Source organism: Bdellovibrio sp. 22V (assembly GCF_030169785.1).
GTDB lineage: Bacteria > Bdellovibrionota > Bdellovibrionia > Bdellovibrionales > Bdellovibrionaceae > Bdellovibrio.
Genome location: NZ_CP125854.1, coordinates 719,034 through 734,390 on the forward strand (window position 1 = coordinate 719,034; position 15,357 = coordinate 734,390).

The 15,357-nt window shown below is 47.4% G+C and carries 16 protein-coding genes; 10 read left to right on the plus strand and 6 right to left on the minus strand.

What is annotated here, in order from left to right:
• Positions 1-24 precede the first annotated feature (24 nt).
• On the plus strand, positions 25-1,479 hold the full coding sequence (locus QJS83_RS03450) for a cache domain-containing protein (RefSeq protein ID WP_284607706.1): 1,455 nt from the start codon (positions 25-27) through the stop codon (positions 1,477-1,479).
• On the opposite strand, the gene QJS83_RS03455 is transcribed toward QJS83_RS03450, so the two are convergent.
• The 4 genes from QJS83_RS03455 to QJS83_RS03470 form a co-directional block, all read right to left on the minus strand.
• Positions 1,476-2,261, minus strand: a complete 786-nt coding sequence (locus tag QJS83_RS03455) for an HvfC/BufC N-terminal domain-containing protein (protein ID WP_284607707.1) — start codon at positions 2,259-2,261, stop codon at positions 1,476-1,478. The two genes, QJS83_RS03450 and QJS83_RS03455, sit on opposite strands and share 4 nt — an antisense overlap.
• Positions 2,230-3,084 carry an MNIO family bufferin maturase gene (gene bufB / locus QJS83_RS03460; RefSeq protein WP_284607708.1) on the minus strand — a complete coding sequence of 285 codons (855 nt, stop codon included), beginning with the start codon at positions 3,082-3,084 and terminating at the stop codon, positions 2,230-2,232. The genes QJS83_RS03455 and bufB overlap by 32 nt, the downstream gene beginning before the upstream one ends.
• 8 nt (positions 3,085-3,092) lie before the next feature.
• Positions 3,093-3,710 (minus strand): YceI family protein, encoded by a 618-nt coding sequence (locus tag QJS83_RS03465; RefSeq protein WP_284607709.1) that lies wholly within the window; start codon positions 3,708-3,710, stop codon positions 3,093-3,095.
• An 85-nt stretch (positions 3,711-3,795) separates the two neighbouring features.
• A complete protein-coding gene (locus QJS83_RS03470) occupies positions 3,796-5,214 on the minus strand; it encodes a S8 family serine peptidase (protein ID WP_284607710.1) in 1,419 nt (472 codons plus the stop codon).
• Positions 5,215-5,474: 260 nt separating this feature from the next.
• Here QJS83_RS03470 and QJS83_RS03475 point away from each other — a divergent pair, with 260 nt between their 5' ends.
• The 8 genes from QJS83_RS03475 (at position 5,475) to QJS83_RS03510 (ending at position 12,717) form a co-directional block, all read left to right on the plus strand.
• Positions 5,475-5,969 carry an NADH-quinone oxidoreductase subunit B gene (locus tag QJS83_RS03475; RefSeq protein WP_350159277.1) on the plus strand — a complete coding sequence of 165 codons (495 nt, stop codon included), beginning with the start codon at positions 5,475-5,477 and terminating at the stop codon, positions 5,967-5,969.
• Positions 5,956-7,638, plus strand: a complete 1,683-nt coding sequence (nuoD, locus tag QJS83_RS03480) for an NADH dehydrogenase (quinone) subunit D (protein WP_284607712.1) — start codon at positions 5,956-5,958, stop codon at positions 7,636-7,638. Before QJS83_RS03475 ends, nuoD begins: the two co-directional genes overlap by 14 nt.
• A gap of 14 nt (positions 7,639-7,652) precedes the next feature.
• Complete coding sequence (locus tag QJS83_RS03485; RefSeq protein WP_284607713.1) at positions 7,653-8,126, plus strand: complex I 24 kDa subunit family protein; 474 nt, start codon at positions 7,653-7,655, stop codon at positions 8,124-8,126.
• A complete protein-coding gene (gene nuoF / locus QJS83_RS03490) occupies positions 8,126-9,418 on the plus strand; it encodes an NADH-quinone oxidoreductase subunit NuoF (RefSeq protein ID WP_284607714.1) in 1,293 nt (430 codons plus the stop codon). Before QJS83_RS03485 ends, nuoF begins: the two co-directional genes overlap by 1 nt.
• Positions 9,399-10,979: an NADH-quinone oxidoreductase subunit G gene (locus tag QJS83_RS03495; RefSeq protein WP_284607715.1), complete on the plus strand. Its 1,581-nt coding sequence runs from the start codon at positions 9,399-9,401 to the stop codon at positions 10,977-10,979. The genes nuoF and QJS83_RS03495 overlap by 20 nt, the downstream gene beginning before the upstream one ends.
• Positions 10,976-11,500 (plus strand): NuoI/complex I 23 kDa subunit family protein, encoded by a 525-nt coding sequence (locus QJS83_RS03500; protein WP_284607716.1) that lies wholly within the window; start codon positions 10,976-10,978, stop codon positions 11,498-11,500. The genes QJS83_RS03495 and QJS83_RS03500 overlap by 4 nt, the downstream gene beginning before the upstream one ends.
• A gap of 81 nt (positions 11,501-11,581) precedes the next feature.
• Positions 11,582-12,145, plus strand: a complete 564-nt coding sequence (locus tag QJS83_RS03505) for a TMEM175 family protein (RefSeq protein WP_284607717.1) — start codon at positions 11,582-11,584, stop codon at positions 12,143-12,145.
• A 185-nt stretch (positions 12,146-12,330) separates the two neighbouring features.
• A complete protein-coding gene (locus QJS83_RS03510) occupies positions 12,331-12,717 on the plus strand; it encodes an Ig-like domain-containing protein (RefSeq protein WP_284607718.1) in 387 nt (128 codons plus the stop codon).
• A 4-nt stretch (positions 12,718-12,721) separates the two neighbouring features.
• On the opposite strand, the gene thpR is transcribed toward QJS83_RS03510, so the two are convergent.
• Both thpR and QJS83_RS03520 read right to left on the minus strand, forming a co-directional pair.
• Positions 12,722-13,336 carry an RNA 2',3'-cyclic phosphodiesterase gene (gene thpR, locus QJS83_RS03515; RefSeq protein WP_284607719.1) on the minus strand — a complete coding sequence of 205 codons (615 nt, stop codon included), beginning with the start codon at positions 13,334-13,336 and terminating at the stop codon, positions 12,722-12,724.
• Positions 13,337-13,379: 43 nt separating this feature from the next.
• Entirely contained in the window at positions 13,380-14,354 is a 975-nt protein-coding gene (locus tag QJS83_RS03520) for a TerC family protein (RefSeq protein ID WP_284607720.1), read from the minus strand.
• A 96-nt stretch (positions 14,355-14,450) separates the two neighbouring features.
• Here QJS83_RS03520 and QJS83_RS03525 point away from each other — a divergent pair, with 96 nt between their 5' ends.
• Positions 14,451-15,353 carry a LysR family transcriptional regulator gene (locus tag QJS83_RS03525; protein WP_284607721.1) on the plus strand — a complete coding sequence of 301 codons (903 nt, stop codon included), beginning with the start codon at positions 14,451-14,453 and terminating at the stop codon, positions 15,351-15,353.
• Positions 15,354-15,357 lie beyond the last annotated feature (4 nt).

The window sequence follows — 15,357 nt, forward strand, 5'->3', positions numbered from 1 at the left end:
TACATCCTCGGAGGAATTGATCGTATGTGGAATAAGGTCTGGAAAGCACGCAGCTATCGCTATAAAATTCTCGCACTTTTGATTGGCGCCATTCTTCCATTATGGGCCATCGTTTTATTTTACGTTCTGCCGCTGGTTCGCGATTCCATGTATGAAGATCGCAAAACAGCTGTGCGTAATACCGTGGATGTCGCAACGACTGTTCTGCAACACTACTATAACCTTTATGAAACAAAGGTCTTAAGCGAAGACGAAGCCAAAAAACAGGCGCTGGTCGCAGTGTCGCAGCTTCGTTATCAAGGCAATGAATATTTTTGGATCAATGACCTTCATCCAACCATGATGATGCATCCGATGAAGCCGGAGCTTAACGGTAAAGATCTTTCCGGAATGAAGGACCCGAATGGTGTGGCTCTTTTCGTTGAATTTGTGAAGGTCGGTGAAACTCCCGCAGCGGAAGGTTTTGTTTCTTATATGTGGCCGAAGCCGGGCTCGCCTCATCCGGAGCCAAAAATCAGTTTCGTAAGACAGTTCAAACAATGGAAGTGGATTCTTGGCAGCGGTGTTTATGTGGATGATGTAGAAAAAGCGATTGCCGCGTTCCGTATGAAAGTACTTATTAGTTTTTCATTGGCATTTTTAGCGGCGTTTGCCTTGTTTTACGTTTTTGCAGGTAAATTGATGAGCTTCTTGGCGCGCACAGTGACAGATACGAATGAAGCCAGCAAACAAGTTTTGGAAGCTTCGAGCATGCTTTCCAGCGCAGGACAAAACGTCGCACAGGGGGCGGTCGAGTCCGCTGCACGCATTGAAGAAACTTTGAAAGCCGTGAAAGATCTGAACGAGATCGTGCGCGCGAATCAAGAGCGCGCCAGTTCCGCATCGGATCTTGCAAAGAACTCGGAGTTGGGCGCTTCGCAGGGAGCGGAAGAAGTAAAACGTCTTATCGAATCTATTGGAGTCATGGCAAAAATCTCGAGGGAGATTACGTCCGCCATGGATATTATCGACGATATCGCTTTTCAAACGAATCTTTTGGCTCTGAACGCGGCCGTGGAAGCGGCCCGCGCCGGCGAACAAGGAAAAGGTTTTGCCGTTGTTGCCGAAGCTGTGCGCAATCTTGCTTTAAAATCTGCGCAAGCGGCGAAAGAAGTGAAGACTGTTATTTCGAGCAGCGTTGAACAAACGCGGGTGTCTTTAGAGTTGGCGGAAAGAAGCGACAAGGTTCTTGATGGTATCGTAACGTCTGTTCAGAAGGTCAACGTCCTTAATCACGAAATCGCGCAGACTTCCATGCATCAGTCCGAGGGTATCAATGCTATTCAAGAAGCGATGGGATCTTTAGAAAGACAAACCCAGGCGTTTTCAGCAGCGGCTGAAGAAACCGCCGCGACGTCGGAAGAAATGTCGGCGCAGGCGACCACGCTTCAACACATGGTTCACAATATGGCGACGGAAGTGATCGGTAAAGCGGCCTAAAGGCCGCTATGATTTTCCAGGGTCGTAACGTCCTCGATAATTCCGGCACCGATCATCATCTGATAAAACTGTGAAATCTGTTCTGGCGCGAGCGAAGTGGTATGCTCTGCCAGCGCCGAGCCGATGGAGGCTCCGTCTTTCATGGCGTTGATCACTTGCGCCTCGATCTTATCCATGCGCTGAACATAGATGCGGTTGTTTTTTTTATAAATCATCAAACTTTCGGGGCGATCCCAGTTGATGCCTTCGAATTCATAAGCGGGCTCTTTACGACGGGTCCAAATATCGTAAATCGCGTAAGGACTTTCAAAGATCTCCATGGCTTCAATAAAATGCACTTTGAAATCGTCCGAGCGAATCAGCTCTTCGGCTTGCTCCGTTGAAAGAGGATCGGGCGTCGGCGTATTGATGAGGCTTTTAAACGTCCACTCAAAGCGAGCCAAGTCATAAATAAACGGAATCACTTTGGTGGCGCTCAGTGTGCGCAAAAAATCGGGAAAGGCTTCGCCATACTCGGAAAGATCGTAAGAGACCGAGGGTTGGGATTCGATAAATCGCCGCGCCATTTTACTGAACAGAGCTTCGCCTAAAACCCACCACACGCCCTCGTAAGTTTTTTTCAGCGTGTCCGTGAGACGCTTGATATAGCCTTGATGATAAATTTCAAAAGCTTGCTCCAAGGACAGTTTTCCTGCGGGTTTGAGCTCGGCAAGCATCTTGGGATCTACCTGCATGGAAACAAGACTTTTTTTAAACAGGTTCTGCGTTTCGTTCAGAGTCATAGGAGTTCTCCAATATGTAGACCGCTTTCATTACTTCGGTTTCAAGCTCGCGGAAATCGGGGATGTCTTCGTCGCGCTCGATGAGCACCGGCAAGTGGCGAATCCGCGGCGCTATGAGTTTAAAGAAATCCCAGACCTTGTCGGGAATTTCGGTAGAGTGCGTATCGAAAAGATAACCGCCGTAATCAGTCGGTCCTGCCAGATGAATCTGCGCGACCCGGTCCATAGGAATATGATTCAAATAATATTGCGGATCGAAACCATGGTTGTACGAGTTCACATAGACGTTGTTAATATCAAGAAGCAGACCGCAGCCGGAGCGTTTGCTGACTTCGCTGACAAAATCCCATTCGTCCATTTCGTTTTTGCGATAACTGATATAAGTCGAAACGTTTTCAAGAATAAGCGGGCGTCGTAAAAAGTTTTGGACGAAATCAATATTGCTCACCAAAGTCTCGACACTGTCCTCGGTGAAAGGCAACGGCAGAAGATCGTGCAAGTTCAAATCGGAAGTTCCTGTCCATGACAGATGATCCGAAACAATAAAAGGCTCTACGCGTTCAATCAGCTCGCGAAGTTTTTGCAGATAATCCAGACGAATTCCCGCAGGGGATCCGATGTTCATGGAGATGCCGTGCAAAGCGACGGGATAGTCCTGCCGAATTTTTTGCAGCATCTCGATCGGGCGACCGCGCGAATTCATATAACTTTCCGAAGTCGCCTCAAACCACGCGACTTCGGTGGCAGGCCGTTGTTCTAAATAAGTATAATGGGGCGGGCGCAGGCCCAAACCCACTTTGTGAGTGAATGATGATGGATGCATTTCGTGTCCTATTTCTTTTTTGGCGTTGCTGCCGGGCCGGCGGCTTTAGCGGGTTTCGCTTCACCTTCGATTTCAATTTTGATGTCGTCGCCGACTACCCAGCCACCCTTATCAAGCGCTTTGTTCCAATTAAGACCGAAATCACGACGATTTACTTTTGTCTCTGCATCGAAGGAAACGACACGGTTTCCCCAAGGGTCGGTGACAGCGCCATTATAGTCGACATCCAAGACGACGGGTTTGGTGATTCCGCGAATGGTCAGATCGCCTTCCACTTTGTCCGGTTTGCCATCGTCATAAATCGTTTTTTTGCCGACGAATTTCATTTCGGGGTATTTGGCGACGTCAAAAAAATCCGGACTGCGCAAGTGTTTGTCGCGGTCTTTTTCGTTGGTGTTTAAAGAATCCGTGCGAATCGTCACGACGACATTGTCCAGTTTCATGGATTGTTCATCGAAGTCGAAGGTGCCGTCATATTTGTCAAAGCGCCCGCGAACTTTCGAAACCATCAAGTGTGGCGCCTCGAAGGTGACGTTGGTGTGCGCTTTATCAAGTTCAAATTTTTCCGCGTAGGAATTAAGAGAGAAAACAGACAGGCCTAAAAATGAAAAAAGTAGAATGCGCATACTCTTCCTTTCGGTTCGTGGCACATTCTACTTTTTTAGAGGAACTCAGCTTTTACAAATTAAGTTTAGGAAAGAAAATCCTTTCCTAGAAAGCCATCAAAGCTTTCACGTCCAATTTGCCGCCTGACACAGATTTATTTTTCAAAGCGTTGATAGGTTTTGCAGAACCGATGATCGCTGCTTTGACATCTTGCCATGATTTTTCCGGATGCGCAGACCAGTAAAGAGCTGCTGCACCAGCCACATGCGGAGCCGCCATAGACGTTCCATCCCAAGTCGCTTTAAAGCCGAACTTATCAATCACTGTGTCCGTGTAGCCTTGATCGACCACAGTTGAGAACACTTTCACGCCCGGTGCGCCGATATCGACAGAGCGTGCGCCCCAGTTCGAGAAAGAGCCCAAGCGATCGCTGGAATCAAGAGCCGCCACAGAGATAATGATGTCGTGGTCGTAAGAAGCCGGGTAAGCAGGAAGTTTGTCCGTGTCGTTGTCGTAACCAACACCTTTGTGACCGTTGCCGGCCGCAGCGACGAAAAGAACACCTTTATCTTGCGCGTACTGAACGGCATCACGCAAAGCTTGGTTTTCTGGAGCGCCAGGCTCTTCGCCTTCAGATCCCCAAGAGTTGTTCATGATTTTTGCGCCGTTATCAACCGCATAGCGAATCGCTTTGATCGCATCCGCTGTTGTTCCGCCGCCAGTCATACCGATGAAACGCAAAGACATGATTTTTACATTTGGTGCAACACCTGCGATGCCTTTTCCGTTATCGCCACGAGCCGCCACGTTACCCGCGCAATGCGTGCCGTGACCGGGATTGCCACCTTTGAACAAGCCATCCAAAGAGTCGACGGCCAAGTCATAAGGTTTGTTGTCGTTACCAACAAAGTCCCAACCGATAGAGTCGTCAACGTAACCATTGTTGTCGTCATCGATACCATTGTCTGGGATTTCGCGCTGGTTTCTCCACAAGTTCGGAACCAGATCTTCGTGTGTATAATCAACACCCGTGTCGATCACAGCCACGATCATCTCGGAATTTCCTTTTGTCGTCTTCCAACCGTCGATCACGCCGATATCAAGCATGCCCCACTGTTTGGAGAACAAAGGATCCGCCCCTGTTGTGGGCTGCGGAGCGTCGGGGATCGCTGGATTATCCTGACGAGCGGCCGCACGAAGCTGAGGATTTCTTGCAAGCATCTTTGCTAGAGCGGCACGACGAAGAGGATCTTGAATTCTATAGTCCTCAAGAAGAGTGATTTTATAATTTGGCTGAACGTATTCAACCGCAGGATTTTTCTCAAGACTTTGCAAATTCATGTGACGAGGAGCTTGAACACGAACCCATGATTCGCTCAGTTTCTCGACTTTAGTTCCATCCATCTGGAACTCCACGAAGCCAGGTGCTAGTTTAATAAGCAAATCCTGTTTTTTCGAGTTAGCTTGAGCAGAAACGCCCAATGCAACGATGGCAGAACTCACGTACAGCGCCAATCTTTTCATTTTTTCTCCTTCTTCGAGTGAGATTAAAGTTTAGAAGTGAGTAGACTAGAGAATCAATTTCAATTGGCGCCTTTTGCTAGGGTGCGTTGAAGAAATCAGACGCGGCCCCTATAATACATATCTAGTTGTCAGGATTACGGATTTTCAGTAACTACTTAATGATAGCTAAATGAAATTGCAGAGGTGTATTTATGCACAATGATCAAGTGCAGGGTTCAGTGTCTCATGCAGGAGCAACTGGAACTCAAGCTGTAGATGATATGTCGCGAAGCTTTGCCTTCACATCAAGGCTCGATGCTTTGGTGGCGTGGGGGCAAAAAAATTCTTTGTGGCCAATGCCTTATGGTACTGCTTGTTGCGGTATCGAGTTTATGTCCGTGATGGGACCGAAGTATGACCTCGCACGTTTCGGTGCGGAGGTAGCGCGCTTCTCTCCTCGTCAAGCGGACTTGTTGGTTGTTGCAGGTACGATCACTGAAAAGATGGCGCCTGTTATCACTCGTATCTACCAACAAATGCTCGAGCCAAAATATGTGATCTCTATGGGTGCATGCGCAAGCTCTGGCGGTTTCTATCGCGCTTATCACGTTCTTCAAGGCGTTGATAAAGTCATCCCTGTCGACGTTTACATTCCTGGTTGCCCTCCAACGCCCGAAGCGGTGATGGACGGTATCATGGCTTTGCAGCGTATGATTGCAACTCGTCAACCACGCCCTTGGAAAGACAACTGGAAAAATCCTTATGAACAAGCTTGAGAATCTAAAACAAAGCCTTAGCGGCAAGTTTAACATCGGCAATTACAAATTCACTCACGCCGTGGGTGATGACGTTCTTGAAGTTCCTAAAGAAGACGTTCCTGCTGTACTGAAGCATTTCCGTGAAAGCGGCACGTTTGATTTCTTGATGGACGTTTGTGGTGTGGACTATCCAAGCCGCGAAAAACGTTTCGATGTTGTGTATCACCTTTTCTCTTCGAAAGATGCGTCTCGTTTGCGTTTGAAAGCGCAAGTGGGCGAAAACGAATCTATCGGTACGGCTCTTCCTGCGTGGAAAGGTGCTGACTGGTTTGAGCGTGAAGCTTACGACATGTTCGGTATCAAATTCGAAGGCCATCCAAATCTGCGCAAGATTTTGACTCACCACCAATTCGTGGGTCATCCATTGCGTAAAGACTACGATGCGAACTTGCAACAGCCGTGCACGACGTCTTTGCCAATTCACTTCAATAACGAACCGGGCTCTCCTGGTGACGTGCTGAATGATAAATACGTTCCATTGAACATCGGTCCTGCGCATACAGCGATGCACGGAACTCTTCGTGTGATGGCGGAGATGGACGGCGAGACGATCGTTCGTTGTAACAATGAAATCGGATATCTTCACCGCTGTTTCGAGAAAATGGCAGAGACGCATCCGTACAACCAAGTTATTCCTTACACTGACCGTTTGAACTATTGCTCGGCGCCAATGAACAACATTGGTTACTGTAAAGCGGTAGAGCGTTTGTTGGGCGTTGAAATCCCACCAAAAGCGCAAGCGATGCGTGTGATCTTGGCAGAGCTTTCTCGTATCATCGACCACACGATTGCTATCGGTACGGGTGCGATGGACTTAGGGGCTTTGACTTCTTTCTTCTACATGTTCGGTCTCCGTGAACAAGTTTACGGTTTGTTCGAAAAACTTTGCGGTGCTCGTTTGACTGTATCTATGACTCGCGTCGGTGGTATGGCTCAAGATGCGCCTGAAGGTTGGTTCGACGAAGTTCTGGCTCTTTGCAAAGAAATCCGCAAAGGCACAGATGAAATGGCCAGCATGGTTGTCGACAATAAAATCTTCATCCAACGTACAAGAGGTATCTGCCCTGTTTCCGCACAAGATGCGATTCAATGGGGTTACACAGGTCCTTTGCTCCGCGCTTCTGGCGTGAGCTTGGATTTGCGTAAAGCGAAACCTTATTACGGTTACGACGCTCTTGATTTCGACGTTCCAGTAGGAACTTCCGGCGATATCTACGATCGTTACTTGGTTCGTTTCGAAGAAATGCGCCAATCCGTTCGTATCATCGAGCAAGTTTGTAAGAACGTTCCTGGCGGTGATTACACAATCCGCGACAAAGGCATCGTTCTTCCAGAGAAAAAAGACGTTTACGGAAACATCGAAGGTTTGATGAATCACTTCATGTTGATCATCAAAGGTCTTCGTCCTCCAGTGGGCGAAGTTTATGATGCAACAGAAGCCGCTAACGGTGAGTTGGGCTTCTACCTTGTATCCGATGGTTCTGCGAATCCATATCGTTTGAAAGTTCGCCCACCTTGCTTCGCGATTTACCAGTCTTATCCAGAAGTGGTGAAGGGCGCGATGCTTGCGGACGCGATTGCGACGATTGCATCTATGAATCTTATCGCTGGCGAGCTAGATCGTTAATTGGAGTGACAACAATGTTTAAACTTTCAGAACAAGGCTTGGCCGAAGTTAAAAAAGAATTGAATCGTTACGAGGCGAAAGACTCTGCGATCATTCCAAGCCTTTATATTGCGCAAAAAGAAAACAACGGGTTCATCACTCCGGATATCATCCGTCACTTGTCTCAAGTGATGGATATTCCTGAAGCGCGTATCAACGAAGTTTTCAAATTCTATACAATGTTCAACCAAAAACCTGTGGGTAAATACCACGTGCAAGTGTGCACGAATATTTCCTGCGCGTTGGAAGGTGGACGTGAAATGGCGAAACACATCTGTCATGAGTTAGGCGTGAAGTTCGACGAAGTGACTTCGGATGGTCGTTTCACTGTTTCTAAGGTGGAGTGCTTGGGTTCATGCGGAACCGCTCCGATGATGCAAGTGAACGACACTTATCACGAGAAGCTGACTCCTGAGACAGCAATGAATTTGTTGCGAGGTATGAAATAATGGCTGAAGCAAAAGTACTTACCGAATTCTACCACTTGCCTGAGTTTCAAACTTTGGCCGGCTACAAAGCAAAAGGCGGTTACGAAACTTTGCCGAAGGCTTTGAAAATGCAACCTCAACAAATCATCGACGAGGTGAAGGCTTCCGGTCTTCGCGGTCGTGGGGGCGCAGGTTTCCCGACGGGTATGAAATGGGGTTTCCTTCCTAAAAACGGAGAGCCTCGTTATCTATTGTGTAACGCCGATGAAGGCGAGCCGGGAACATTTAAAGACCGTATGATGATGGAGCGTGCTCCACATCAATTGATCGAAGGTATGATTATCTCGGCTTTCGCGATTGGTTCTAATAAAGGTTATATCTACGTTCGTGGTGAATACGTTTACCCGATCGAATGCTTGAACAAAGCAATCAAAGAAGCGTATGCGGCGGGTCTTCTTGGCAAAAACATCTTGGGTTCTGGTTTCGACTTTGACCTTGATGTGTACCGTGGCGCCGGCGCTTATATCTGCGGTGAAGAAACAGGTATGATTTCTTCTTTGGAAGGTTTGAAAGGCCAACCAAAATTGAAGCCGCCGTTCCCCGCGGTTCAAGGTTACTTGCGTAAACCAACAATCGTAAACAACGTGGAAACTTTGGCAGCTGTGACTTACATCATTAAAGATGGCGCGCAGGCTTACCGCAAACATGGCACTGAGAAATCAGCAGGAACAAAATTGTTCTCTGTTTCCGGTAACGTGATGAAACCAGGCAACTACGAAGTTCCACTCGGTTATCCTTTGATGGATTTGATCATGAAAGAGTGTGGAGGCATGAAACCAGGCCGTCGCTTGAAAGCGATCATTCCTGGTGGATCTTCCGCGCCTGTTTTGACAGCGGAAGAAGTTGCCAAAGCCAATCTTGATTACGAATCATTGGCAGGTCTTGGAACGATGTTGGGTTCCGGTGCGGTGATCGTGATGGATGACTCTCAATGTATGGTTGATATGTTGGGTGTATTGACTCACTTCTACGCTCACGAATCTTGCGGTCAATGTACGCCTTGCCGTGAAGGTACAGGCTGGTTGAATAAGATTCTTCACTCGATCTTGGAAGGTCGCGGTCGTCTTCAGGACATCGATCTTTTGATCAAAGTGGCTGACAACATGAAAGGTAAAACAATCTGTGCCCTTTCAGATGCAGCAGCTCTTCCCGTATTGAGCTTTGTAACTAAGTTTAGAGATGAATTTGAATTCTACGTTCGTGAAGGACGCTCGAAAGTAAAAGGAACGACATATGCCGAAATGCACCATTAATGGCAAAGAAGTCGAAGTAAAAGAAGGCACGTCGATCATCGAAGCCATGCAACAGTCTGGCGATCGTATCGCTCACTATTGCTGGCACCCAGGATTGTCTGTAGCCGGTGTATGCCGTCTTTGTATGGTGGAGATCGAAGGAAATCCACGTGTGCAAATCGCTTGTAACACAATGGTTACGGAAGGCATGAAGATCAACAACACGTCCGAAAAAGTTCGCGATGCTGTGAAGTGGGGACTTGATTTCCACTTGATCAACCATCCTTTGGATTGCCCGATCTGTGACCAAGCCGGTGAGTGCGGTCTTCAAGACCAATACATGGAGTACGGCAAGTACGATCCAGAAATGGCAGAGCCAAAACAAAAGAAACACAAGGTTGTGGACTTGGGCCCGACAGTGGTTTTGGACTCTGAAAGATGTATCTTGTGCTCTCGTTGCGTTCGTTTCACAGAAGAAGTTTCTAAGACCAATGAGTTGGGGATCTTCAACCGTGGTGACCGTTCTGAAATCGGAACTCACGATGGTTTGGAATTGAACAACAAGTATTCATTGAACACAGTGGATATCTGTCCTGTAGGAGCTTTGACTTCCAAAGACTTCCGTTTCCGCCAGCGCGTTTGGTATCTAAAAGATGCTGAAACTGTTTGTAACGGCTGTGCAACGGGTTGTTCTGTTAAAGTTTACTACAATAAGGAAGGTTTCTTCCGCGTGAAGCCGGTTTACAACGAAAAAGTAAACGGCCACTGGATGTGCGATGAAGGTCGTGACATCTATAAATTCGTAAACCGTGAACATCGTTTGTTGAAAGCACAAGTTCGCAATGCTTCGGGCTGGACAGAAATGACGGCGGGTGCTGCGGCGAAGAACGCAAATGAAGTATTGAAAAATGCTTCCGGCGATTCTTTGGCTCTTGTTTTGACAGCGCAATACACTGTGGAAGAATTCGATGCGATTGTTTCAACATTCGTGAACGAATTCAAAACGAAAAAAGTATTCTTCTGGATCAATAACAAAGAATCTTTCGACAACTTTGACGGCCTTCTTCTTCGCGGTGATAAAAACCCGAATACAAAAGGTCTTCTTAAGGTTCTTGAAAAGCACGGTATCACAGCGACTTGGTCTGACTTGTCAGCGGGTCTGGCCAACGGCTCTATCAAAACGATCGTCGTTGCCGGTCCGGAAAACCAAGCGGTGTTCCCTGACTTTGCAGAGCGCGTGAAAGAACTTTCGAAAGCGCAAAACTTGATCTGGATGCAATCCGGTAAGAACGACGCTTTGATGTCTTTGACGGGCAACGTTTGGTTGATCCCGATGAAATCTTTCGTAGAAAAAGACGGAACTTTCGTTAACCATGCAGGTCTTGAACAGAAATTCAAAAAAGTAACGACAGTAGTTTCCGAAGCTTTGACTTTGACGGAAGCGGCTTTGTTGTTGGCTGGTAAAAACTTGGCGATCCCGACAACGGCGCAAACGTTCTTGCCATTGAATCAACGTGAAGACCAAGTTGCGTTGGAAGCTCGTAAAAAGAACGAGTTTGTATTTAGAAGAGGTAGCTTATGAGCGTAATGCAAAATAACTCTGAAAAGGCGAAGTGGTATTTGCCGGGTGTTTTGGGTGGTCTGTGGATCACGATGAAGCACTTGTTGGGGAACCTCTTGAACCGCAAGAAAATGATGACTTTGAACTATCCGGAAGAGAAGTATGAATACTCTCCGCGCTTCAAAGGAAATCACGTTTTGACGGTGAAAAAAGACGGATCTCTTCGTTGCACGGCTTGTATGTTGTGCGCGACGAACTGTCCGGCTGAGTGTATCAAGATCACAGCGGCGGAGCACAACGATCCGCACGTTGAGAAGTACCCAATCAGCTATGAGATCGACATCCTTCGCTGCGTATTCTGCGGCTACTGTGAAGAAGCCTGCCCAGTGGATGCAATCCGTCTCGGACCTGAGTGGCAAACTCCTGCGATCAACGGCGCAAACTTTATCTACGACATCAATTATTTGGCTTACCGTCCTTCTTTGAAAGGCGGCATCCAAACTCACGTCGACGACGAAGAACGCCTCAAAGCCGGCATCTAATAAGGGTGCCAGGCCTGTTCTGTGGACAGCGCATCAAAAAGGGAGCTATATGCTCCCTTTTTTTATTAAGGAGATCTGCAAATGACTAAAGGAAGACTCGAAGCTTTCAGTGACGGTGTTTTGGCGATCATCATTACGATCATGGTGTTGGAAGTGAAAGCTCCGCACGGTGGAAGCTTGAAGGATCTTCTGCCGCTCATTCCGGTTTTTTGCAGTTATATTCTCAGTTTCATTTACGTCGGTATTTACTGGAACAATCATCACAACATGTTTCATGCGGTTCAACACGTGAACGGGCGGGTGTTATGGGCGAACTTGCATCTGCTTTTCTGGTTGTCTTTAATTCCAGTCGTAACGGCCTGGATGGGAGAACACGTACATGAATCGTGGCCGCTCGCTGCTTACGGCGTGGTTCTTATGGCCTGTGCGATTGCTTACTACATCCTCACCAAAGCCCTTATGAGCATGCCTGGTAAAAACGCGGAGTTCGTAAAAAACTTAGGCAACGACTTCAAAGGAAAAATTTCGGTCGTCATGTATGCTGCCGCTATTGCTCTCTCGTTCTGGGCCCATTGGCTTTCTTACGTTCTTTACATCGCTGTCGCAGCTCTCTGGTTCATTCCCGACAAACGCTTCGAACGCTAAAAGGTGCCCGCTAAAAGGTGCCTGCTTCTTTTTTCTGGCTACAGTGCGCCATAGAGCGGAGAAGCACGGCACCCAGTACGCTCTGCCTTAGGAATGCCGACTCCCATAGAGGCTAAACGTCTTCGTCTCGATATTTTGGTTGATCGTCTGGGTGTCCTCTTCCAGACTTAAAGGGAGGGGGAACTATGAAAAAACTTATCTTTGTAGCGACTTTGCTTTTGGCTCCTGTCTTCGCTTTTGCGGCGGATGTGCAAAATCTAAAAATCGAAGCGCAAGGACAGGATCAATACTACAACTACAATTTCGGTACGGTGTTTGTGAACAGCCGCCATTTTGTGGACTTCACTTTATCGGCGACAGGTGATGAGCCTACAGTGATTCGTCGTATTTGGATCAGCGGAGCGATGTACAGCGCGGATACAAACTGTCCGGAAATTTTAAATCCAGGAGAGAAGTGCACGGCGCGTGTTTTCTTCTGGCCCTATGCGGAAGGCCACCATTGGGGAGAGTTGACGTTCGTTCTCGGTCAGAACAACATCTACATCCGTCTTTTCGGTGCAACTTGGCGCTAAGCCTTTAGTAAAAAAGGTGAGAAGGCTCTTCTTCAAGAGTCTTCTCTTCACCCGTGAGCTTACATCGCAAGATCGGTGTGTAAACGGGAAATACTCCTTGTAGTTTCGATTCGTACAAAACCACTTCATCAATATGAATCTTGCCGAAACTTTTGCGCTTAAAGGGTGAAATCATGTCTTTCACACTGCGGGGATTGCGAAGGCGAGCAAACGTCAGGTGCGGAGAGAACTCTCTTTCATCCGGTTGCAAAAGCAGTTGCCGCTCAATCAAGGTTTGATCCAAAAGAACTTTGAGTTCAGCAAGACGACGTTTTTTTTGTACGCCCAACCAGAGAACGCGCGCATCGTGTTCATTCGAGAAAGCGCCAACATCATCGACTTTTAAATCAAAAGGGGCAAACTGTGTGCAGACATTTTCGAGAGCTTGCATGATAGCGGGAATTTCTTCTTCCGGGCGCTCGCCTAAAAAAGTCAGAGTGATATGAAAGTTGTCGGGCGGAACCCATTTCACCGTCATATCGCGACGATCGGCATTTATTTTCAGTTTTTTGTAGGTCGGCAGAAAGGTTTCGGAAAGAGGATCCGTAGCATTGAGCGCGAAGAAGAGTCTCTTATTCATTGAAAACCCCCTAAGACCATTATTCGGCCTTAGGGGAGCTTTGTCATGCTTTCTTTGGTTTAATTAACAAAGAAGCGACAATCGAACCGCCGATAAAGAAGGCGATGATGCCCAAAGAGAGGCCGATCGGGAAGTGACCGTCAAAAAGCTTGTTCAGCCACACCATCTTTAAGCCCACGAAAATCAAGACAGCGGCAAGGCCGTACTTCAACAAGTGGAACTTATCGACGACGCCTGCGAGAAGGAAATAAAGAGAGCGCAGACCGAGGATCGCGAAGATGTTCGATGTAAATACCAGAAGAGGTTCGTCAGTGATCGCGAAAATCGCAGGCACGGAGTCCACGGCGAAAATAATGTCCGTAAATTCCAGGAACACCAACGCGACAAAGAGAGGTGTCGCCATCTTCACGCCGTTCTCGATAGTAAAGAAATGATCAGCGTCCATTTTGTGTGATACAGGGATGTATTTCTTCAACTGACGAATGATCCAGTTTTGTGAAGGATCAATCTCTTTGTCAGGCGAAAACATCATCTTGATACCGGTAATAATCAAGAAAGCACCGAAAATAATGACGACGGCCTGGTATTGCATAAGCAGAGATCCCAGAGCGATAAAGATCGCACGGAAGACCAACGCGCCAATAATCCCGAAGAAAAGCACACGATGTTGATACTTGGCAGGAACCGCGAAGAAGCCAAAGACAACAACGAAAACAAAGATATTATCTATGGAGAGGGACTTCTCAATGACATAACCGGTGAGGAATTGCAGGGCGACTTCCCGCGCGACACCGATGTCGGAAAACTTATGGAGAGTATAGTAATAAAGCCCCAGGTTAAAGAGCATGGCGATGCTGATCCAAACGATGGACCAAAGCGTGGCTTCTTTAAAGCTGACCGTATGTGAGTGTTTATGAAATACGCCCAAATCCAGAGCGAGCATACCGATAACGAATAAGATAAAGCCGAGATAAAACCACCAATAGTCGGCAAAAGGGAAAAGCAAAGTCTGTGTCACGAAGAAATCCTCCAGACCGCGAGAGTAAACCCTTTCCTCATTTTTAAAAAATAGATAATCTTTAACAAGTTATTTGTTTTTAACGAAGAGGTCGCTTTGTCCGTAAAAATCCAGAATCAGCTGCAGTGGTTGAACTATCATCATTTACACTATTTTTATACCATTGCCAAAGAAGGCAGCATCGCCAAGGCGGCCGACAAATTGAATATTGGTCAGCCGACACTTAGTACACAGCTGCGCCACCTTGAGGAATCCTTAGGAAAAAATCTTTTCGAAAGACGCAAGCAACGTCTGCATCTCACAGAGGCGGGCAAGATCGCCTATGAATATGCGGATCAAGTTTTTCGTTTGGGGGCGGAGATGGTCGAAGCCTTGCAGGATCGTTTGCAGAACAATCGTGTGCACGTGCAGATTGGCGCACTAGACAGTGTTCCGAAGCACATTATCGCGGAAGTGATCTTGCAGGCTTACCGTACAGGAAATTGCATGGTGTCGGTCTTGGAAGGGCATGGCGGAGATTTGATGCGCGCTTTAAGTGCGCATCAGATCGATCTGCTTTTATCGAACTATCCGCCCAATGTGGATTTTAAAACCCTGCATGCGAAATCCATTGCAAAACTTGATGTGGTGGTTTGTGGTTCGCCGCAATTTCTGCATCTTAAAAAGAACTTCCCGGCTTCGCTGCAGGGCCAACCGTTTATTTTTCCAACGATGCACAGTAAGTTGCGCCGGGACCTCGATCATTTCTTTGCGGTGAACGGGATCCACGTCGATCGCATTTCCGAAACGCAGGACACAAGTTTACAAAAGTTATTGGGGCAGGAAGGTGTCGGTCTGATTCCTATTGCCGAGGTCGCCGCCTCAGATCTGCTTAAAGAGAAAAAATTAGTGAAGCTAGGAAAACTTCGCGGTGTCTATGAGGAGATCTGGTTGATGGCGGCAGACCGCAAGATCGACAATCCGATCGCCGCCAAATTGATGAAGGGCTTTTCGCTTTAGCCTG